Here is a 21,559-nt window from a genome sequence, read left to right as displayed (position 1 = left end):
GCCGATAAAACGGCGAGCTATCTTTCTGTACTATTATATTTTTTCGTTAACGATTGTAAAATGAAAAATATGCCGATGCAAGCTGTAAACCATGCCCAATTTCCTATTGGTGTCGAGTATTTGACCATTCCAATACCCACAAGCACTAAGAAAATAATCACCTGATATATGAGCTTCCACTTTTGCATATATTCCCTCCTTTACTTCGTCCCCTTCTTTTTCTTCTTCCAGGCATTCAAACTATCAAAGAAGAAGTTAATAAATAACGTTCCTAATCCTGCTAATAAAAACGTCATTAAGAATAAAACCCAAATACTTTTATCTTTTAATAAATAATATCCTACAAGGAGCACAACCGCGATCCATACATATTCAAGAATTCTTTTTAGCTTTTTCTGTTCCAAATTATTCGCTCCTTCTTTCTATGCTACTTTTAGTATAACAAAAAAGAAGCCTATCATGATAAGCTTCTTTTCTTCTCTCTTATTTGTTCATACTTTTTTCAACAAGTGAAATCGCATACTCTAATGTACGATTCATCGTTTCTACCTGTGCATCTTTTACTTGCATATCTTGTAATACAGCTTCTGCAACTGTAATTTTTTGTTGCAATGATTTCACTGAACCATCTGTTACATTTACAGCTTGCGCTTTCTTCACTACTGCTTTTGCAGATTCAATATTGATCTGTAATTTTTCTTTCGTTGTTTTTGGTTGTTCTTCTGCCACTTTTGATTGTACAAATGTTACATTAGCTGATTTTAATTCGTTATATGTTTGAATAATTTGTTCCCCAGTACTTCCTACATTTTCAAATGCTTGCTTTGCAATGTTATAGCTTTTCTCTAATTCTTGAAAGGCTTCCTTTGAATATTGACCTGGCTTATCACCAAATTCATACGTACTAACTAACACTTCTTTTACTTTTCCAAGCTCTTCAAATAACGCATTTACTTGCTCTAACTTCGTACGGTTAGAAAACTCATTGTATGATGCTAATACTTCTGAAGAACTTAAAGCTTTACTATATAATTTTGCTAACGCGATTTGTCCATTTAACGGAATACCACCATTTCCGTTACTATCAGGATCCGCTCCAAATGCAAATGGTACGTTCGGGTTATAAACTTTTCCTTGAGCTGACTGACTGTTTACTTTTTTACCATCTACGTAAATTGCCACTTCGCTTCCGTTATATGTCCCTGTTAAATGATACGTTTTGTTCGCTTCTAATTGAACGCCAACACGTTTGTAGCTACCGCCAATGTGAGCCCATAATTCAACATATCCACTTCCTGTAGACTCAAAACCAATTCCGCCGCTCTCTGTATTTTGCAAAATACCTTGTCCGCGAATTTCATTCATTGAAAATACAGTTTCTAACGTAAACGTATTTGCTATTTTCTCTTTTTGTGCTGCTGAAAATGGAAGGTATCCAAATGTATTTGCTTTTCCGTTTAACTTCATAGCATTCTTCTTCAATGCTTTATCATATTCAATAACCACATTGCCCTTCACATCACCTTTTGTACCAAATGGTGAATTGTCTTTAAATGTACCATCTCCAAAGTTTACATCAAAAACATCCGCTTTCGGTACTTTCACATTCGGGTCAATATTATCTTTTTTTGTAGTAATTTCTGCTGTTAACGGCTGAGCGGTTTCATTGCCGAATGAATCAATGGCAACTATTTCAAGTGTATATGTTTTCCCACCATCTAACCCAGCAAGCGTAAACGTAAGATCTTTTGGCACTGGATCACGATAAAATTCTGAGAATGCTAATAACTTGTTTTTAATCTCTCCCGTTTGTTTATCCTTCGCTTGTACGCGATACGAATGAACAAGAAGGTTGTCCAATGCTTGCGGGAATGTTACTGTTGCCGCATTTTCTGTTACATTTGATACAGCAAGCTTTGCATCTTTAGCAAAGTAAGGCTTTTCTTTATCACGATCTTCTACATGTGTAAATGTTTCTTTCTTTGCTGGTAATTTAATTTTCCAAGGCTCGCCTGTCCAAGAATTCGTATGGAAATCACGGCGATTAATCGTCACTTCTTCTTCATCTACTTCTACTAATAAACCTTGGCTTAACGTACTAGCTCCTGGCGGGATATTCCCTTGTACTTTACCACCTTCAACTTCCATATAACTTACTGAAGATGTACCAACTGATGTAAAGTCTTTTTGATGTATCGATCTCGGATCATCTAACGGATAATGTGAATGACCTGAAAACGTAATAACTTGTGGATATTCTTTTAACACTGCATTAATTTTTGCGCTATCTTGTGTTCCCCATTCCTGACTACCGTACACTGTATCTTTAATATGTTGATGTAAAAATACAAAAATCGGTTTTTCTGGATCATCTTTTTGTGCTTTTGCCATTTCTTCTTTTAACCAATTAATTTGCTTGTCCGAATAATAACCATGTGTTGTTCCATTCTCTGGAGACATAACAAGGAAGTGATAACCTTTTACCACTTTATGATAATAAATTGATTCCATACCTGTTTTTTCTAAGAAACGCTTCTGTGCACCCTCTACGGATAAACCGTTCCAATAATCATGGTTACCGAGAGAATTCATTCGCACTGCATCTTTATTTGCATTTTCATTATACACTTGCATGAAACGATCATATTGCTGCACTGATCCTGTATCTGTGAAATCGCCTACAATAACAAACGCATCTTGTTTCGGTGCTAATGTATTAAACTGTTCAATCGCTCTTTTCCAGCGAAACGTATCATCCGTTCCACTATTTTTAATATGCACATCACTTACAACTGGAAAAACTATCTTCTTCTCACTTGATGCCTTTTCTTGCTTTTTCTCTTCCGCCTTGACTGATGTACTCCACGGAAATGATACGAATGCTAATACAAAAACCATTAATAATCCAATAAGGCCTTTTACTTTTCTTAAAGCATTTCTGTCCACGTGAATCCTCCTCATAATAATTGATTCATTACAAGGGCTATTTTATCTAATATATGTTAATGTCGTTTAAATAACAAATGAACTTTATTAGATTTTTGTAAATATACAGTTAATTAGAAATTAAGTCCAACATTCCTCGTACTATGGTATACAACCACCTTTTGTCTAAAAGAGTCTAATCATTCTTTTCCTATGACCATTTACATATAATCTTTTCTATAACACTAATGATAAGTTAAGGTTTAAGCCTATTAGACAATCTTAATTTTTAACATTTCCTTCTTTTTTTAACACATCGGCCATGCTTCTACATTTAATAATAGTAAAAGACAACTTAAAAGGAGGGGTTGTATTGAAGAAACAAAAAAATATTGGCTGTTTCGCTCCTTTATCTATTATTTGCCCAAATCCCTGTCCACCGCCCTCTCCTCCAAATCCAAATTACGAACTAGTAACAAATGAATTTGCTGGAAATTTCCTTATAACGAATAACATTATTTCCTCTGCCAAACATAAATCACAGCCAATAATACTGTGGCAAAGTGATGCAATACTACTTATATCAGGTACCGTCTCGGTTTATAATAGTACTAGCAGCACAGAAGCGGTTACAATTCAAATCGTTGGAACAGTAACTAATATTTTTACTGTTTTTCCTGGTAATACAATATCTTACACAGGAAAAGACTTACAATCTGTCAGTATTATTAATATAGAAAGTAGTCCTTCATTATATTTAGAAGGTAAGTACTGTTGCGAATTTACACGTCGCTTCTAAAATACCAATTTCATAAAAAAAGCATACCATTTACGGTATGCTTTTTTTATGAAATCGGATAACGTACAGTAATACAAAACTCTCCTTGATTAACAGTTGTTCCTGTCGTAGTAATTCGAACAGTCGTAAAATATCGTACAGTGAAAGTACCACTACTTTGCGGTTGAACAGTAACAGTATCAACTACTGTAGCGCCTACTAAAAAATCAACTGTAATTGGAGCCGCCCCTACATCATATTTCACGTAACCTGAACCATATACTTCTTGCGTGATATTATTTGTATATACAATTTGAGTACCAGCACCTGTAATAGACCAGTCTGTACATACTTGATCTTGCACAAGTGTTTTATTAGAACAACAAGACAAACTGGAACTTCTCATTCCCATTTTGATCCTCTCCTATTCTGCTATGAAAGTGGATAACGTGTTGTAATACAAAATTCTCCCTGATACGTTCCAGCAGGTGTTGCAGGTAACACGACTTGTATAATATCGAAACGACGATACGTAAACCCGATACTCGTTCCTGGATTTAATGTTTGTGTATCTATTACAGTACCAGCTGAATCAAGCACCTCTACAGTAATTGGGCCTGGTCCAACATCATATTTAACAAAACCAGTACCAACTACGTTTTGGTTAATATTATTTGTATAAAGAACATTATCGATTGCTGTCGCAACTACAGTAGCAGACCACGGACTACACACTTTATCTTGTACATAATTTTTATCTGGACAACAAGTTAATGCAGCCCCTGAGCACTCACAAGACATAGTTGTTTTCCCCTCTCTCTTTTTTTATTCCCTATATGTGTATGTCCTTCAGAGTCTTTTGCCTGTACGATTCATCTATTTTCAAAAAATATTCAAATGACTAGATAGATTCCGTTCTGTTTCTTTTTTTCATAAATTTATAGATTAATATACCACCTACAATAATAACTACGACTAGTAATATCGGTAGCATATATTGTCCAACAACATCCGCCGCTTTTGCCCAATGCTTACCTAATTTCATTCCAAAATAGACATATAACGTCGTTAACGGGAACATTGCTACAAATGTATATATGCTAAACTTCCATATGTTCATTTTTGCCATGCCACATGGAACAGAGATAAGTGTTCGAACTCCTGGTACAAAGCGTCCCACAAATGCTACAACTGGTCCATATTTCTCAAAGAAGTCATCTGCTTTTTGAATTTGTTCTTCTTTAATAAAGAAGTATTTTCCGTATTTTATTAATAGCGGACGACCACCATAATAACCAAGTGCGTATAACGTTAACGGTCCTGTCGTTCCGCCAAGTGTTCCAGCTAATACAGCTAGCCAAAAATTCATATCTCCCTCGTATACCCAATACCCAACCATAGGCAAAACGACTTCTGCCGGAATAAATTCGAAAGTTAAAGCCAATACAACTCCAAAATAAGAAAACTGCTTTAAAAACTCGATTATATCTAAAATCATTTGCTCCATATTTTAACTCCTATCCTACGTTTACGTTATGCTTTTCTTGTAATTGAACTGGCGCCATTTTTACAATTCGGTTCAAAATAAATAACACAATTCCAATATCATCTAAAATACCGATAAACGGTAGGAAGTCTGGAATTAAATCAAGCGGCATCGCAACATAACCAACTAAAAAAGCAACAGATAAAATTTTCTTCTTTATTGAAACCTCTTTTGAAGTAAAAAAGTCAAATAGGAATGGAACAAATCGGCGAACATGAAATACAACTCTTAATCTACTAATAAGTTTTTTCATTTTTATATCTCCTCTCTTTGTATACGAAAAGGACCCTACCAAATATGGTAAGGGTCCTCAAAAAGACAGAAAGGGGCCTTTACCATTGCTGGTAAAGGTCTCACTAACAACGAAACGTTGCCAATAAAGCCGAGGGTTTCTCCCTGTAATGACGACTTTACTGTAATAAGTTACTCCCCTTTATACACAATTTTATACACTCACATTAAAATATTTCAGAGGGCTTGTCAATATATTTTATATCCCAATCCCTTTCGTAAAAAACAAAAAACGTATAGGAAATTTCTTACTATCTCATAATATACATAATCATTTTTGAACGAAAGGAGATGTTTCATTTGCATACTGTATGGAAAGGTGCACTTTCACTTGGACTATTAAATATAGGCATCAAACTATATAGTGCCGTAGAAGAAAACGACATAAAATTTTTAAGTCTCCATAAAGAATGCTTAACACCTATTAAATATAAAAAGTTCGCTCCCGATTGTACGGATGAAGAAATTGATGATAACGATATTGTAAAAGCCTATGAATACGCACCTCATAAATATATTATTATGGATGAAAAAGAATTAGCTGAATTACAACAAGCTCATGAACCACGATCCATTCGTATTATATCTTTTGTCCAAAATAACGAAATTGATTCTGTTCTCTATGATCGCTCTTATTTTATAGGACCTACCCCAGGATATGAAAAATCATATTTATTATTAAAAGAAGCTCTTGAACGTACAAATAAACTTGGTCTTATCCATATTTCCATTAGAAAAAAACAACATTTAGCTATTATCCGCAACTTTGAAGATGGTCTTATGTTGCAAACTATTCACTACCCTAATGAAATTCGCGCTATAACAAATACACCTAACTTACCAAGTAACGAAAATTATCCGATTCAAAAACAAGAACTCACAGCAGCAATCAATTTAATCCACCATCTTACAAATCCTTTTGAACAAGAGATGTATACAGATGAGTATAAAGAAGCCCTTACCGAACTAATCGAAAACAAAATTGAACAACAGGAAAAAACCGAAACAATCTCTCCAGCTCCGAACATCATTAATATTATGGAGACATTACAAGCAAGTATTGAACAAGCAAAAATAAAAAGAGAGAATAAAACAGAAAAAGAGGCCAAATAAAATTGACCTCTTTTTCTTTAAAGCGGATTACATTTCGGCATTTCAAGTCCAGACGATTGAGCTAGTTTTAATAAGTAGTAACATTCTTCTCTTGCCATATGATCTGCCATTCTAGCTGATAGTGCACTTAATACTTCATGAGATAACTCGAGCTCTTCCACTTCATGTAAAAAATGCGAAAATAATTTCAATTCAAGTGAAACATCTTTCGTAAACTTCTTTAATGCAGGAAAATGATGCAGCTCTGTCCGTAAATACCCTGTCATTTCAACTGCCTTTAAGTAAAATTGTTCAAAATGCTTCGTAAATTCTTCGCTTTTCTCTTTCAATCTTTTTTCAACAAGATCTAATCCACCAGAAATAGAGCCTGCATGACCAGCCGCATCCGTTAACCAAACGAGATGATAATGTAATTCATGAAAAACAGGCGGAACTTCCCCTTTCTTCAAAAACTCTAAAACTGTTATATACTCTTCCACTTCGTTTACCATATGATTAATAAAAGTTGGCGTAAAATGAATAGTAATTTTCCCTTCCAGCTGTTTCTGTATAATATTTAATTTAAACGCCCGAATCTCCTTAGCGGCTTGTTCTGCCTCTTTTGAAAATGCCATCAGATTCACATTCCGAACTTTATTTAACAAATTCGTAAATGTTTCAACAAAGTAAGTAGCTTTTTTTATATCCTCTTTTTCCTTCGGAGCTAATGCATCCAGTAAAAATTGTGCATGATCAGTAAGTACCTTTAACCAAAATTGATGCTCAAACAACGCACTTTCTTCATAATTTCTCTCCACTAAATCCCCTCCGTCTATTCATCCTTCTCTATCACTTGAAGTTTATATCCATCCGGATCTTGTACCACAATACTCTTCTCACTTTTGTTTTCTGTATATGCGATTTTATAAAATACTAACCTCTTCTTTACATTCTCTATGTTAGAAATTGAAAACGTTAGAACATCAACTGAGTCCGTAACACTCTTCTCACGCCCGCCCAAACTGCGATTCATCACAAAACTAATTCTCGTTGAATCAGTATCATACCAAACCCCTGTAACATCTAATTGCGGCCTTTCTGAACTAGGTGTTATCCCTAAAATCCCTTCATAAAAATACAGAGTTTCCTTTAAGTTCTTTACTTCCAATACAATGAATTGTTTCACAGTCTCCACATTCATTCCCCCCGTACCTATTACTTTTTTATATGTGTCATAAATGCTCATTATGTCTGAATACAATACGTAGTAATGAACATGTAAGGAGGTTTATTCGTGAATAAATATATGAGATCATTCGTGCCCTATCATAGCCCTCTCGATCCTTGTCCTCCTATCGGAAAAAAATATTATTCTACTCCTCCTAATTTATTTTTAGGCTTTCAACCGCCAAACTTGCCGCAATTCACACCAAAAGAAGCACTACAAAAAGGGACTTTATGGCCTGTTTTTTATGACTATTATGAAAATCCTTATAAAAAAGGGCGGTGACTACTGACGTGAATCAATCGCTACCAGAAGAATACTATCAGCTTTTACTGGAGCTTCAAGAATTAGACTTTGTACTAGTTGAACTCACTCTTTATTTAGATACACATCCAGATGACACCGCTGCGATTAATCAATTTAATGACTTTTCCTATAAACGGAGAGTATTAAAACAAAAGATGGAAGAAAAATACGGACCACTCCAACAGTTTGGAAATAGCTATTCTAATGCCCCTTGGGAATGGAGCAAAGGTCCTTGGCCATGGCAAATATAAAGGAGAGAAACTATGTGGATTTATGAAAAGAAATTACAATACCCAGTTAAAGTGGGAACTTGCAATCCCGCACTTGCAAAATTATTAATCGAGCAATACGGTGGTGCAGATGGAGAATTAGCTGCTGCACTACGTTACTTAAATCAACGTTATACAATTCCTGATAAAGTCATTGGCCTACTTACTGATATTGGTACAGAAGAATTTGCTCACCTTGAAATGATTGCTACGATGGTTTATAAGCTGACGAAAGATGCGACCCCTGAACAAATGAAAGCTGCTGGTCTTGACCCTCATTACGCTGATCATGACAGTGCTCTTCATTACCATAACGCTGCTGGTGTTCCATTTACTGCAACCTATATACAGGCTAAAGGTGATCCAATTGCCGATCTATACGAGGATATTGCAGCTGAAGAAAAAGCACGCGCAACATATCAATGGCTCATTAACTTATCAGATGATCCAGATATAAATGACAGCCTACGCTTCTTACGTGAACGAGAAATTGTCCATTCACAACGTTTCCGAGAAGCAGTTGAAATTTTAAAAGAAGAACGCGATAAAAAAATATTTTTTTAAAACACGTATCCTAGCGATATGTGTTTTTTTATGTTAAAAGTTAAATCCTTCCTATTAAACATATAAATAGTATATTTATTCGATTTAATGCATTATTTTTTAATATTTTCAAAATTCCCTATTGCTTTCTAGTCATCAGACCTTTAAAATAATAACAGTTACTCGACAAATTATTTGAATTTTCGACAAAAACACTCATTAGGAGGATTTTCTTTATATGCATACAACTTTAAAACCAGCGCAAATACTTTCGATTAGTTTATTACTATTCGCAGTTTTCTTCGGTGCTGGTAATATGATTTTCCCGCCCCTTCTCGGTCTTTCTTCCGGAGAAAATATGTGGGTTTCCATTACAGGGTTTATTATTACAGACGTCGGTTTATCTTTACTTGCTATCGTTGCTGTTGCCCTTGCTGGTGGTAGTTTTAACACTTTAGCGAGCCGTGTTCATCCAAAATTCGCAGCAGTATTCGCTATCATTATTTATCTTTCAATCGGCCCACTATTTGTTATTCCACGAACTGGATCTGTATCTTATGAAATCGGGATTGCACCACTTTTCCCAGATCAATGGTATTCTATGTTAGTTTTTAGTGCGATTTTCTTTACAGTCGTTTACTTCTTATCATTAAATCCATCCAAGCTAGTAGATCATATCGGTAAAATATTAACGCCAATTTTACTTGTAATTATTGCAATTATGGCAACAAAAGCGATTCTTTCACCAGGAACGTTTGCAGAGCCTATCGGTGACTATAAAGACATCCCGTTTTTCAAAGGATTTCTTGAAGGATTTTTAACGTTAGATGCAATTGGCGCTCTCGTACTATCAACAATTGTTGTAAATGCAATTCGTCAAAACGGTATACAAGAGAAGAAATCTATCGCGAAATATACAATCATTTGCGGAAGTATCGCTGCTCTATTCTTAACAATTGTTTACTTCTTACTCGGTTATATCGGAGCTTCAAACGGAAACTTAGGGCAATTCGAAAACGGTGGTCAACTATTAGCTGCTGTTATGTATCAATTCTTTGGGACAAGCGGTAATATTTTATTAAGTATCGCCATTATCTTCGCTTGTTTAACAACGGCAATTGGCGTTGTAAGTGCATTTGCAAATTACTTCACAACAGTGCTAACAAATGTTTCATACAAAAAGCTTGTGCTATACGTTTGTATCTTTAGTTTCGTTATTTCAAACTTAGGATTAAGCTTATTAATTAAAATCACACTACCTGTATTAATTATTTTGTACCCAATTACAATCATTTTAATTTTCGTATCATTTATCGATAAATATACGAAACGTAAACCTTCTGTCTACATCGGAGCGATGATCGCAGCATTTATTATTAGCTGTATTCACGCACTTGATAATGTGGAAATGATACCAGATTTTATCGCTAATATCGTACACACCATTCCTTTTTATAACTTAGGAATTGGCTGGATCATTCCAGCAATAATCGGTGGTATAATTGGATACTTTATTCCGCAAACAGAAGCTGCAGGTGAAGTTTCTACAAAATAAAGAAAAGAAGCAAGCATGAAATTCCATGCTTGCTTCTTCTTTCTCTTCACATCGTATGCTTAAAAGTAAATAACTCTTCTTTTGACTGCAAAGCAGATTGTTCCTCTTCTACATCTTTTCTCTTTCTCTCTCCTCCTAACCTGACTTTCATCATCGCCTCTTCTATACTTTTCACAATCATATTTCCTGAAAAAATAGTTAGGCCGAAAAATGTAATTGGTACGAGAGGAATCCATGGATGCACCGTTAATGACCTAAAGTATACCCCAATTAAACCTGACCATTCATGCGTATAAGATTCCACTTCTTCCACTGGCCCCAAAAAACTAACTGTTCCACCAAAGAATACTTCCAGTAATCCTAAGTGCAGTAAAATAGTAAGAGTCTGCGTAAACTGTTGAAGAAATACGAGTATAAAAGTCATATAGAGATGCGGAAAAAGATGTTTTATAACAATACGTCTTCTCGAGCCGCCTAATATGCGCGCGGCATCAACAAATTCTTCTGTTTGTAATTTACGAACTTCCTTCGCAACATACAGTGCAATAACTGGCATTACAAGCATTACAAGTAATACCACTTGAAACGAAGCTCTTTCAAAAAAGCTTGTTGTTTCCTCTCCGCTTCCAAATAGATTTGCAAATTGAAGAAAAAAATACGCAATCATAACTGTTGGAATAACTGTGAAACTATCAAAAAAAGCCTCAATCTTTGAAAAACCTCTTCTTACATATGTTCCAAGTACAACACCAAAGAACACACCTATTACCATTCTAAGTGCCGCAATTAAAATAGATATACCAATCGTCCACTTCGCGCCTTCAATAACTAAATGTAAAAGGTCGTATCCTTTCCGATCTGTCCCGAGTAAAAATTGGAATGAAGGTGAAAACGGTGGCACTTGTGGATTTTCATCCGCATCATATTGCAATGTAACTTGTCTAATGTGTCCATCATTCCATAACGTATTTCCGATGCTCAAAAGAACTAATATGAGAAGAAATCCAATACTTATCCAAAATCTTTTATCGCGTTTTATATACATCCACATATTATAATCTCTCCTTCATCGCAGCTGGAATGAAATAATGAAACAGCTTGAATAAAATAAATATCGGGATATATATAAGCAGCATACTAACGATGAAAACCTCAACTCTAATACCCTCATACGATTTCAAAAACATAAAAATACCACCCGTATTAAAAATCCATTCTATAATATATAAATTAGATAACATAAAAAAGATATTCGTTTTCGCAAAGAATAGTGTACTAAGCAACACATTTCGTAAAATATGACGATTTAAAATATGAAAACGCCCTAAACCCTTCGCCTTAGCAAATAGTACATAATCTTTTTCTAGTTCATTTTCAAAACGAAGCACTACTATTTTTACAAACATAATCGTAGTCGGGATGCTCAAACACAATATTGGCAACCCTCTAATCGACTCGCCTCCAATTGACGCAATTTGAAAAGGTAAAAAACCTGTTTGTTTAAAAAACCATACAACTAAAATTTGTGATACTAAAATAAGAAGAATATCTGGAATGGATTCTAGGAAGATAAGAAATGATTTAATTCGATGTTGTATACGCATTGAACTACTCATAATGACATAAACAATGCAAAATGCTATAAATAATGAAATGAAAAAAGCAGCCAAAAAAATAATAATCGTTTCTTTATAATGGACGAACAACTGTGGAAATAAAAATTTACCTTTCACATATTGCAAATTGGAAATATCCATTAAGTTCACAAACACTTCTTTTAAACTCTGTATGTACTTTGATACATCCACCTTAAATCCATAAAATAATTTCGGCAAAGCCCCTAAAATAATAATCCCCAAAATCGAAATAAGAAATTGAATCGTCACTTCCATTCCATTTAGAAAAACTTTTTTGACCACGTTTTCCCTTCTCTCTATATATAATTTATCCTCTAATTTTATTCTTAATTTTCTGAATTGTAAATATTTTAAAGACAAAAAATCACTAGGCTATGATCCTAGTGATTCTTTATGCGCATGCCTTTCTCTTTTCGCAAACGGCATATACAAAATGAAACATCCAATAAGCGCAGCTATTTCTAATGAAATAATATAGTAAGGATGTGGCCCTAACATATCGAGTAATGAAGCTGTTTCTGGCTTATGAGCTAAAAACATATAATTACCACCTGTTTTGTAATTCACAAACGAAACAAGCGGAATCAATATGTTTAAAAATATCATCGTACGCTTAATAGATTGCAAGGTCGGTCTATAGCCTTCCACCCAAGTCATAAAGAGTGGTGCCCAAATGAGCAATACATGCGCGATAAAATATTCAATGAAACGAAAATGCGGAAAAGCATATTGCAAATTTGGTGTTAAAATGGCTTGTGATGCACCAATAATTCCCGTAAAAAATACAATCTCATATATACGGTAACTTTTCGTTACGATCATAATCGACGCTAATAATAAACTAATCGTACATAATTCAAACGGTAATGAAGTAGCTAACTCAAAAATCCCTGCTTTCCATTCCCACATATGAAGCCCAATTTCACTCCATATAAATAAAAATGCAATCGCATATCGAACTGTTATATTCCACTCACTTTGACGTAATAAATCTTGGTATTGATACAGAAAAAATATCCCCACCAACATAATAAATAATATAAGGGCGTGTTGCCTTGAGTATGGAATAAATGGTTTTAATGGGTGCGCGCTAAAATAAGCTTCCATCTTCCTTCCTCCTTTCCTCCATACAATATTATTGTAAGAAAGAAACGACGAGTCAATTCATTTGCTTACACTAGGACAACCTCTACCTTACATTTGCATATTCATACCTTACAAAACTGTAAGGTTATTGTAAGCTAAAACGATTTGTCAGATTCTTCACCTCTTCTATACTTAATGTAGATACTAAAACGAACGAAAAGGTGATAAATAGATGAAGAAGAAAAATAAAGTGTTAATTACTAGTGTAGTAGCAATCGGAATTGCAGCTGGATCATACTTTGCATTTGCTGGTGGCGGTTCAGAAGTAGCAATGGCATATAGCGGATATAAAGTAACTGAAAAACAAATCCAAAACGCGCAAAAATTTGGTGGCGAAGTTATTCCAAATGGAATTGAAACTATTTCATTCGATCCAACAAAAGGAACATATGAATTAGCTGTTAAAAAAGGCGATGAAGTGAAAAAGGGTCAGCTTCTATTTAAGTACAATGATCCGACTGCGAAACAAGGTGTAACAGAAGCAGAAATGCAAAAGAAAATCGCACAAAAAGAAGTAACGTTGTTCCAAAAACAAATTGATGCGGCGAAACAAAAATTACAAAAAGATAAAAATGCAGGCCTTCCTGCTGAAGCATTAAAAGCATCAGAAGTTGAAGTTGGGCAATTAGAATCACAACTTGAAATGAAAAAGTTTGAAGTTGAAAAAGCTGATGAAATGATTAAAGCAGCAAAAGAGAAAGTAAACACTCTTTCTGTAACAAGTCCTGCTGATGGCGTAATTGATGATATCGTAAAAACGGCTGACGAAAAAACAGGTATGAGCGGAATTACTCTTCGTCACGCTGGTCAATTTAAAGTAAAAGGTCAACTTTCTGAATATGAGCTTGCTAGTATGAAAGTTGGGCAAGAAGTAACTGTTTCATCAAAAACTGTCGCTGGTAAGACTTGGACAGGAAAAGTAACAGAAATCGGTTCTACACCATTAAAGAGCATGGATGAAAATAAAACTGTTTCTAACTATCAATTCACTGTCACATTAGATAATAGTGACGAATTACAAAACGGCTTCCACGTTTACGTAACAAGTAAATCTGGCGAAGCAACTGGTACAATTGTTCCGAAAAGCAGTATCGTGAAAAAAGGTGACAAAAATGTTGTCTTCGTTGTAAAAGACGGTAAGGCGAAAGAACAAGCAGTTACTGTTGAATTCGAGACTGATAGCGAAGCAAAAGTTTCTGGAGTGAAAAAAGGAGAGGAAATTATCTCTAAACCTGAAAAAGACTTAAAAGATGGTATGGAGGTTGTCGCCCAGTGATTAACTTAAAAGGCATCACGAAATCCTTCCAAAATGGTGCAGAATCCGTTCAAATATTACACGGAATTGACGTAACACTGAACCAAGGAGAATTCACTTCTATTATGGGACCTTCTGGTTCTGGTAAATCAACATTAATGAACATTATCGGTTGCTTAGATAAACCGACGACAGGTACGTACGAACTAGCCGGTCAAAATATTTCAAACATGACTGAAACAGAACTTGCACACGTACGTAATAAAGAGATCGGATTCGTATTCCAAAACTTCATGTTATTACCGAGACTTACAGCGCTTCAAAATGTAGAACTACCTCTTATTTACGCTGGAGTCGATAAAAAAGAAAGACGCGAGCGCTCATTAGCTGCTTTAACAAAAGTCGGTTTAGCTGATCGCGCTACTCACTTACCGAACGAATTATCAGGTGGACAAAAGCAGCGTGTCGCTGTTGCACGTGCAATCGTAAATAACCCAAAGTTCATTTTAGCCGATGAACCGACGGGGGCACTTGATACGAAAACGAGTACACAAATTATGGACCTCTTTTACGAATTAAATAAACAAGGCTCAACAATTATTATGATTACCCATGACCGTGAAATCGGGGAAGCTGCAGCACGTCAAATTGTAATTCGTGACGGAAATATCGTCCAAGATTGGAGAGGTTAATTTTGAATACGAGTGAAAATATACGCATGGCCCTTTCCTCTATCTTTGCTCATAAAATGCGTTCTATTTTAACGATGTTAGGTATTATTATCGGTATTAGTGCCATTATTACTATCATTTCAATGGGTGATGGTACAAACGCAAAGTTTAAAAAAGAATTAGGCCAAGGAAAAGATAACGAAGTAACGATTTACTACAACAATCCTGATTACGGAACAGATAGTGCCAAAATCACACCTGATATGCTAAACCGTCTTCAAACTGTTCCTGGCGTTAAAGATGTGTATCCAGACGTAAGTATGAAAGTAAAAGCATCTGCTGGTTCAAAAGATGTAAATCTTGATTTAAAAGGTGGAACAGGCGCCTTTATGACAGATTCGAAAATAAAATTAGTTCACGGTCGTGAATTAAATGACAGTGAACTAAACCAAGCAATCCCTGCTGTTATATTAAATGAAGAAGCTTTCAACAAATTATTTAGTAGTGGTTGGGAATCAAATCAATACACAGATATAAAAGGAAAGCCGTATAAAATAGTTGGTGTATACGAAACGAAAAACGACTTTGGAATGCCTATGCCTGAAGGTTATACATCACTTGAAAATGCGCCTGTCATTTCAGGAGTAAATGAGTATGACTCTGTAAGATTAACAATGACCTCTCCGACAGAACGTAAAAGTGTAGAAAAACAAGCCGTTTCTGTCTTAAACGAAATGAAAGCTCCTAAATTTGAGCACAAATTCGAAGCACAAGATTTAGGTGAATTTACGAAACAACTAGACGAATCAATCGGTATGATGAAAATGGTATTTGGTGGTATTGCTGCTATCTCCTTACTTGTTGGTGGTATCGGTGTAATGAACATCATGCTCGTATCTGTAACAGAACGTACACGTGAGATTGGTATTCGTAAAGCACTTGGTGCAACACGTGGTAAAGTATTAACACAATTCTTAATCGAATCTTGTATTTTAACAGGACTTGGTGGTTTCATCGGATTCATGCTCGGTATTTTCTTCGCTTGGATCGTCTCAATCTTTGCTGGATGGCCACTCGTTGTCTCAAAAGAACTTGGACTTCTTGCAGTAGGTATTTCAATGCTAATCGGTATTGCATTCGGACTACTACCAGCTAACAAAGCTGCCAAACTGGATCCAATTGAATGTTTACGATATGAATAAACAAAAACGTAGGAGTTTACACTCCTGCGTTTTTTATTTATCTACTAAATTGAGTTTCTTCTATTATATATGTTTCACGTTACAACTATCATTCTCATACTCTTCATTATTTATAGGTAATAAGGCTATTATCTAATTCTATTATTGCAAAAATACTATGTAACAGACGAAAATCAAGGCGTAATTTTTTCCATACTTCGACTGATTTTGTAACAATTATATCGATATTTTATTAAATTTCACCTCATTTATATATTTTCACGCCTAAAAAGATTATCGTTTTATAACTAAATTTCCATTCAAACAGTAAAATATGCTACTTTCGTAACGCTATAGATATCACCCAGAAATATTACTGTAACATTATTAACGTTACAGTAATTGAAATACTACTCATTTTGTGTTTCATATGCCCTGATACGCCAAAAAACAACAAGGAAGCGCTATCAGGATATTTATGGAATTGTTACAGAATATTAATGCCCCGTTACGAAAGCTTTGTAATTTTATGTTTTTCGCAAATAAGAAAATAATGGTTGCTATAATGAGGTCAACGAAAACAAATGCAATGGAGGCTATTATGAAAAAATTTATGGGTATAGCAACAGCAGCGGTTTTTGGTCTTGGGATTTTCACAACATCTGCTAAAGCAGAAACAATCGTAACGACTGACGTACTAAACGTACGAGAAAACCCAACTACTGAATCAAAAGTTGTAGGAAAATTATTAGATGGATATAAAGTAAATGTTTTACATACAGAAAATGGTTGGTCAAAAGTTCAATTGAATAGCGGTAAAGAAGCTTTCATAAGCGCTGACTATACAAAAGACACTTACTACGTAACAGCAAACGTATTAAACGTACGTGCTGGAGCAAACACAGACTCAGAGATTCTTGGTAAGTTGAAAAAAGATGATGTAATTGAAACAACACACCAAGTACAAAATGATTGGATTCAATTTGAATATAACGGAAAAACAGCTTATGTTCATGTTCCTTACTTAACAGGTAAAGCACCAGTTAAAGTTCAACCAGTAGCTAAAGTTGAAAAAACGACTACAGTTCAAGATACAGCTAAAGTTCGTGAAGCGGCTAAAGCTCAGGAAGTAGCTGAAACTCAAGCAAAAGCTAAAGCTCAAGAAGCAACTAAAGCTCGCGAAGCAGCTGAAGCTCAAGCAGAAGTTAAAGCTCAAGAAGCGGCTAAAGCTCGTGAAACTGCTAAGGCTCAAGAAGCAGCTAAAGCTCAGGCAGATGCTGAAGCTCAAGCAGAAGTTAAAGCTCAAGAGGCGGCTAAAGCTCGTGAAGCAGCTAAAGCTCAGGCAGATGCTGAAGCTCAAGCAGCGGCTAAGGCTCGCGAAGCAGCCAAAGCTCGTGAAGCGGCTAAAGCTCAAGAAGCGGCTAAAGCTCAAGAAGCAGCTGAAGCTCGTGAAGCGGCTAAAGCTCAAAAACCAGCTACACAACAACCTGTTGCAAAAGAAACTGAAACAAGTGCACCATCATCTTCTCGTGAGTTACGTGTTGTAGCAACAGCTTACACAGCAGATCCACTTGAAAATGGTTATAAAGCAGGCGACCAAGTAAAATCAGCTTTAGGTCATAACTTAACAGCTAATCCAAACATGAAACTTATTGCAGTTGATCCAAGTGTAATTCCATTAGGTTCAAAAGTATGGGTTGAAGGTTACGGAGTAGCAATCGCTGGTGATACTGGTGGAGCTATTAAAGGTAATAAAATCGACGTTTTAATGCCAGATAAAGGTACATCAAGTAGCTGGGGACGTAAAACAGTTACAGTTAAAGTATTAAACTAGTTAGTAAAAAAGAGTCAGTCTCATCGTTGAGGCTGGCTCTTTTTTTACTCTATTAAACTACTGAAAAATGACATAGTAAATAAAATTATATCAACGATTTTTCAAATATATCTATCGTAACCTACAATATATCAACGATTTTTCGAATATATCTATCGTAACTTATAATATATCAACGATTCGACAAGAGATATCGATTTACCGACAAATTTTGACGTTAAAAGTACTTTAATATTAAAAAGGCGGTCCAAAATTTGGAACGCCCCCTATCTTCCTTATTCCACACAAGTAAACTGCGTCCAAGCTCCTACATAATCTAGTAAGAATAACTCCTCTTCCGCAATTGTACCGACAATGTTTTTCCGTTCATCTATCGGCATTTCTTTCAAGATGATTTGCAGTTCACCTTTATACTTTCCGAATGAGTTATTACCAATTACAACTTGCCCTCTTTCCTGTAGTACACTTTCGCGCACTGGGAAGTCATAGTCTTTGTACTTTTTACGTACTTCTGTAGAACGTACCATATACTCTGTTATGTCGCCGCGCCTTACGTGTAATTCTTGCAGCGTAGCTCTCTTCTCTACTTCAGTCGCTTCGTCTACAAAGTGCACTTTTAGCTGTAACATGTAGCGTTTTAAGTTTCCTAGTTTTTCCAACTCTTCCTCACTCGCATAAGCATTTCCGATAATGACATCATCGATTAGCCCTGTTGCCCATAAATGTTTCGCTTGTACTTCAATCGGTAAGTTACGATGCTCTTCTAACGTGCATAATCCGTCGTTAATATCCCATGGACCGATGTTTGCAGCATGTGATGTAATAAAAGCTGCACTGCGAATACCATGCTTTTTAAAGCGTTCACTACAGCGAATGAAATAATCGTACGGAAGACCAGTGAATTTTTGCGGATAAAAATTATGACAACCAATTAAAGCTGATTTATTCGCTTGATGCGAAAGAATATTTTCTAAGTACGCAATATCGTTACTTACATTTAACTCAATTTTTAAATCGTACGGATTATTCGTCATTTTCGCTTCAGTTAACCCGTCGAAGCCTACATCTAAACGAATACCGTCTGCGCCTAACTCTGCAAAAAATGATAAATCGCTATAACTAATACCAAGCTGATCAAACACAGCCGGAGCTACATCTAAAATAACTTCCATATTGTTATCTTTTGCGTGATTGATAATCTCTTTAAATTCAGCTACAATTTCTTCTTTCGGACGATTCACAGATAACAAACAAGTAAATATTCTTGAAAAACCGTGTCGTGCCGCTGCGGAAATATAAGCCATATCTTTTTCTTTCGTTGAATGTTCTGGATAAAGTGAAATTCCTAATTTACGCTCCATGCTTTTGCATCTCCTTCACACGTTGTATTAATGCCATGCTCGTAAATCTATATTTTGCAGATAAACATGTTGCACATAAAATTGTCGGTACAATAATTACGTACGGTGATTGCAATCCTAACATTACATATGCACCCATTGAACAACCGATAAATAAAACTGATACTAGTAGTAACACTAATAAAGATTTACTTTGTACCCATTTCGAATAATGAGCAATACACTGTCCGACCACGAATGTAATTAAAATGATAATTGCTCCGAGCATTCTGTTTTCTCCTCTCCTGCTAATTGTTGTTTCTCATACATTTTGAAGAATGGATAGTAAATAACGAACGAGATAACAAAGTTAACAAGTACAAGTACACCAGCCATAATTGTCCAGTCCGTACTAATCACCGCTGCAATTGGTGCTAACATCGTAAATGGCAGTTTCGCCATCATAAGTGGAATCATACCTGAAACAACTGCGAAATATGATACCGTCGTTGTCACTAACGGTGTAATAACGAATGGAATAATTAAGATTGGGTTCATTACAATTGGTGCACCGAAAATAATTGGTTCGTTAATATTGAATAAGCCTGGCACGAATGATAATCTACCTAACTCTTTTAAGAACTTAGATTTAGAGAACATAAACATAATAACTAAAGCTAACGTTGATCCTGATCCACCAATCCATACGAACCATTGAATGAACTGCTCTGTAAATAAGTTTGGTAACTGATGTGCATTTCCTGTAGCCGTGAATACTTCCATATTTTCAAGAATTGCTGAATCCCACATCGGACGAATAATTGGTCCTAAAATCGCTGGTCCATGTATACCGAATGACCAGAAAAACACGATTAAGAATACTGTTAATAAACCACCGAATAAATTATTTCCTACTAATACTGATTTTAATGGTGCGATTAAATATGTGATCGTTGTATTCACATCAAATTTCAAACCGTAGCGAATGCCCCAGAATAAAAGAATAACTGCTAATGTTGGAATTAATGCTGCAAACGAATTTGAAACTGCTGGTGGTACACTATCTGGTAATTTAATCGAGATATTATGCTTAATCATAAAATGATAAATTTCTACTGCAATTAATGCTGTAACAATTGCGCCAAATAAAGACGTTGCACTTAATGCTCCTACTGAAATATATCTACCTGCATCAATAACACCTGGTACAGCTTTCGTAATTTGAATTGGTTCAACTGATGCTAGTAAAAAGGCGAGTACAGATAATAACCCTGCACTTAACTGATTGAGCTGATAAAAGTTTGCGAGTGAAGCTCCTACCCCAAATGCTGCGTATAACGCCATTAAACCTACTGTAAACCGGAATGGAATATCTAAAATATGGCGAAATGGTGCAATCCATTCCATATATGCATCAATTGGTAAATTTAAAAAGATAACGAAAAATGATCCGACAATCGTTAACGGCAATGTAGAAATAACTCCGTTTCGAATTGCTAATAAATGTCGTTGTCCTGCAATCTTTTGCGTTGTTGGCATAATCTTTTGTTCCATAAAACTCATAAACCCATTCATCAATAGCCCTCCTCTTTCTCTCTACTATAAAAGAATGAAATAAACTTTATAACATTATAATGTTTATATTTAAAAAGATATAATTATGCTAAAACTAATTGTTCTGCTTGCTTAAGCACTTTCAAACCATCACACATACCATAATCTCGTTGGTCTATAATCGCAACTGGTATGTTGTATGAGTTCGCAAGAAACTCTACAGCTGGAAATAAATATTTCACTTGTGGACCGATTAAAACGACATCGGCTTCCTTTATTTCAAGTTTCACAAGTTCTGAATCAACCGCCTTAATTTTATAATTCTTCCCCTGTTTCTTTGCCTCTTCTTGCATTTTTCTTACGACCATACTCGTTGACATACCTGCTGCACAACATAATAAAATGTACATC

Annotated in this window: 26 protein-coding genes; 10 read left to right on the top strand and 16 right to left on the bottom strand. The window is 35.4% G+C overall.

Going from position 1 to position 21,559, the window contains the following annotated elements; translation table 11 throughout:
• Positions 1–17 precede the first annotated feature (17 nt).
• The 3 genes from ACTFRY_RS22075 to ACTFRY_RS22065 form a co-directional block, all read right to left on the bottom strand.
• A complete protein-coding gene (locus ACTFRY_RS22075; protein ID WP_001174854.1) occupies positions 18–188 on the bottom strand; it encodes a hypothetical protein in 171 nt (56 codons plus the stop codon).
• Between the two features lie 12 nt (positions 189–200).
• A complete protein-coding gene (locus ACTFRY_RS22070; RefSeq protein ID WP_000435800.1) occupies positions 201–404 on the bottom strand; it encodes a hypothetical protein in 204 nt (67 codons plus the stop codon).
• A gap of 79 nt (positions 405–483) precedes the next feature.
• Positions 484–2,946, bottom strand: coding sequence for a LamG-like jellyroll fold domain-containing protein (locus ACTFRY_RS22065; protein WP_141541493.1), 2,463 nt, complete (start codon positions 2,944–2,946; stop codon positions 484–486).
• Positions 2,947–3,298: 352 nt separating this feature from the next.
• Here ACTFRY_RS22065 and ACTFRY_RS22060 point away from each other — a divergent pair, with 352 nt between their 5' ends.
• The gene (locus ACTFRY_RS22060) at positions 3,299–3,724 is read left to right on the top strand and encodes an S-Ena type endospore appendage (RefSeq protein WP_016117209.1); all 426 of its coding nucleotides are present in this window, start codon (positions 3,299–3,301) and stop codon (positions 3,722–3,724) included.
• A 46-nt stretch (positions 3,725–3,770) separates the two neighbouring features.
• Here the strand turns inward: ACTFRY_RS22060 and ACTFRY_RS22055 are convergent, their stop codons facing one another.
• From ACTFRY_RS22055 to ACTFRY_RS22040, 4 genes are all read right to left on the bottom strand, one after another.
• The gene (locus ACTFRY_RS22055) at positions 3,771–4,115 is read right to left on the bottom strand and encodes a DUF3992 domain-containing protein (RefSeq protein ID WP_000525813.1); all 345 of its coding nucleotides are present in this window, start codon (positions 4,113–4,115) and stop codon (positions 3,771–3,773) included.
• A gap of 20 nt (positions 4,116–4,135) precedes the next feature.
• Positions 4,136–4,504 carry a DUF3992 domain-containing protein gene (locus ACTFRY_RS22050; protein ID WP_016117208.1) on the bottom strand — a complete coding sequence of 123 codons (369 nt, stop codon included), beginning with the start codon at positions 4,502–4,504 and terminating at the stop codon, positions 4,136–4,138.
• Positions 4,505–4,604: 100 nt separating this feature from the next.
• Positions 4,605–5,210 (bottom strand): DedA family protein, encoded by a 606-nt coding sequence (locus ACTFRY_RS22045; RefSeq protein ID WP_098616975.1) that lies wholly within the window; start codon positions 5,208–5,210, stop codon positions 4,605–4,607.
• A gap of 10 nt (positions 5,211–5,220) precedes the next feature.
• The gene (locus ACTFRY_RS22040) at positions 5,221–5,502 is read right to left on the bottom strand and encodes a YkvA family protein (RefSeq protein WP_000733852.1); all 282 of its coding nucleotides are present in this window, start codon (positions 5,500–5,502) and stop codon (positions 5,221–5,223) included.
• 338 nt (positions 5,503–5,840) lie between these two features.
• Between ACTFRY_RS22040 and ku the strand changes: the two genes are divergently transcribed.
• The gene (gene ku, locus ACTFRY_RS22035) at positions 5,841–6,653 is read left to right on the top strand and encodes a non-homologous end joining protein Ku (protein WP_000557747.1); all 813 of its coding nucleotides are present in this window, start codon (positions 5,841–5,843) and stop codon (positions 6,651–6,653) included.
• A gap of 17 nt (positions 6,654–6,670) precedes the next feature.
• On the opposite strand, the gene ACTFRY_RS22030 is transcribed toward ku, so the two are convergent.
• On the bottom strand, positions 6,671–7,450 hold the full coding sequence (locus ACTFRY_RS22030; protein WP_000440975.1) for a DUF2935 domain-containing protein: 780 nt from the start codon (positions 7,448–7,450) through the stop codon (positions 6,671–6,673).
• A gap of 14 nt (positions 7,451–7,464) precedes the next feature.
• The gene (locus tag ACTFRY_RS22025) at positions 7,465–7,878 is read right to left on the bottom strand and encodes a VOC family protein (RefSeq protein WP_137074714.1); all 414 of its coding nucleotides are present in this window, start codon (positions 7,876–7,878) and stop codon (positions 7,465–7,467) included.
• A gap of 48 nt (positions 7,879–7,926) precedes the next feature.
• Between ACTFRY_RS22025 and ACTFRY_RS22020 the strand changes: the two genes are divergently transcribed.
• The 4 genes from ACTFRY_RS22020 (at position 7,927) to brnQ2 (ending at position 10,530) form a co-directional block, all read left to right on the top strand.
• Positions 7,927–8,142 (top strand): spore coat associated protein CotJA, encoded by a 216-nt coding sequence (locus tag ACTFRY_RS22020; RefSeq protein ID WP_001046257.1) that lies wholly within the window; start codon positions 7,927–7,929, stop codon positions 8,140–8,142.
• 8 nt (positions 8,143–8,150) lie between these two features.
• A complete protein-coding gene (locus ACTFRY_RS22015) occupies positions 8,151–8,414 on the top strand; it encodes a spore coat protein CotJB (RefSeq protein ID WP_001076510.1) in 264 nt (87 codons plus the stop codon).
• A 12-nt stretch (positions 8,415–8,426) separates the two neighbouring features.
• Positions 8,427–8,996 (top strand): spore coat protein CotJC, encoded by a 570-nt coding sequence (gene cotJC, locus ACTFRY_RS22010; RefSeq protein WP_000265273.1) that lies wholly within the window; start codon positions 8,427–8,429, stop codon positions 8,994–8,996.
• A gap of 217 nt (positions 8,997–9,213) precedes the next feature.
• Positions 9,214–10,530 carry a branched-chain amino acid transport system II carrier protein BrnQ2 gene (brnQ2, locus tag ACTFRY_RS22005; RefSeq protein WP_086391556.1) on the top strand — a complete coding sequence of 439 codons (1,317 nt, stop codon included), beginning with the start codon at positions 9,214–9,216 and terminating at the stop codon, positions 10,528–10,530.
• A gap of 46 nt (positions 10,531–10,576) precedes the next feature.
• On the opposite strand, the gene ACTFRY_RS22000 is transcribed toward brnQ2, so the two are convergent.
• From ACTFRY_RS22000 to ACTFRY_RS21990, 3 genes are all read right to left on the bottom strand, one after another.
• The gene (locus ACTFRY_RS22000; protein ID WP_098616977.1) at positions 10,577–11,581 is read right to left on the bottom strand and encodes an ABC transporter permease; all 1,005 of its coding nucleotides are present in this window, start codon (positions 11,579–11,581) and stop codon (positions 10,577–10,579) included.
• Between the two features lies 1 nt (position 11,582).
• Positions 11,583–12,449, bottom strand: a complete 867-nt coding sequence (locus ACTFRY_RS21995; protein ID WP_044796333.1) for an ABC transporter permease subunit — start codon at positions 12,447–12,449, stop codon at positions 11,583–11,585.
• Between the two features lie 90 nt (positions 12,450–12,539).
• The gene (locus tag ACTFRY_RS21990; protein ID WP_098616978.1) at positions 12,540–13,274 is read right to left on the bottom strand and encodes a YwaF family protein; all 735 of its coding nucleotides are present in this window, start codon (positions 13,272–13,274) and stop codon (positions 12,540–12,542) included.
• Between the two features lie 211 nt (positions 13,275–13,485).
• Between ACTFRY_RS21990 and ACTFRY_RS21985 the strand changes: the two genes are divergently transcribed.
• From ACTFRY_RS21985 to entC, 4 genes are all read left to right on the top strand, one after another.
• On the top strand, positions 13,486–14,589 hold the full coding sequence (locus ACTFRY_RS21985) for an efflux RND transporter periplasmic adaptor subunit (protein ID WP_016117202.1): 1,104 nt from the start codon (positions 13,486–13,488) through the stop codon (positions 14,587–14,589).
• Positions 14,586–15,260, top strand: a complete 675-nt coding sequence (locus ACTFRY_RS21980; RefSeq protein ID WP_000609104.1) for an ABC transporter ATP-binding protein — start codon at positions 14,586–14,588, stop codon at positions 15,258–15,260. Before ACTFRY_RS21985 ends, ACTFRY_RS21980 begins: the two co-directional genes overlap by 4 nt.
• A 26-nt stretch (positions 15,261–15,286) precedes the next feature.
• Positions 15,287–16,441, top strand: coding sequence for an ABC transporter permease (locus tag ACTFRY_RS21975; protein WP_406741370.1), 1,155 nt, complete (start codon positions 15,287–15,289; stop codon positions 16,439–16,441).
• Between the two features lie 457 nt (positions 16,442–16,898).
• On the top strand, positions 16,899–18,254 hold the full coding sequence (gene entC, locus ACTFRY_RS21970) for a cell wall-binding protein EntC (protein WP_141541494.1): 1,356 nt from the start codon (positions 16,899–16,901) through the stop codon (positions 18,252–18,254).
• Positions 18,255–18,529: 275 nt separating this feature from the next.
• Here the strand turns inward: entC and ACTFRY_RS21965 are convergent, their stop codons facing one another.
• The 4 genes from ACTFRY_RS21965 to ACTFRY_RS21950 form a co-directional block, all read right to left on the bottom strand.
• Complete coding sequence (locus tag ACTFRY_RS21965; protein WP_098616979.1) at positions 18,530–19,615, bottom strand: DUF871 domain-containing protein; 1,086 nt, start codon at positions 19,613–19,615, stop codon at positions 18,530–18,532.
• Positions 19,605–19,883 (bottom strand): hypothetical protein, encoded by a 279-nt coding sequence (locus tag ACTFRY_RS21960; RefSeq protein ID WP_000900048.1) that lies wholly within the window; start codon positions 19,881–19,883, stop codon positions 19,605–19,607. Before ACTFRY_RS21960 ends, ACTFRY_RS21965 begins: the two co-directional genes overlap by 11 nt.
• Entirely contained in the window at positions 19,859–21,169 is a 1,311-nt protein-coding gene (locus ACTFRY_RS21955; RefSeq protein WP_098616980.1) for a PTS sugar transporter subunit IIC, read from the bottom strand. Before ACTFRY_RS21955 ends, ACTFRY_RS21960 begins: the two co-directional genes overlap by 25 nt.
• 83 nt (positions 21,170–21,252) lie before the next feature.
• Complete coding sequence (locus tag ACTFRY_RS21950; RefSeq protein WP_000275642.1) at positions 21,253–21,558, bottom strand: PTS sugar transporter subunit IIB; 306 nt, start codon at positions 21,556–21,558, stop codon at positions 21,253–21,255.
• Position 21,559: the final 1 nt, after the last annotated feature.

This window comes from Bacillus cereus group sp. MYBK195-1, assembly GCF_051916605.1.
Classification (GTDB): Bacteria; Bacillota; Bacilli; order Bacillales; family Bacillaceae_G; genus Bacillus_A; species Bacillus_A cereus.
This window is presented reverse-complemented; position numbering and strand designations above follow the sequence as displayed.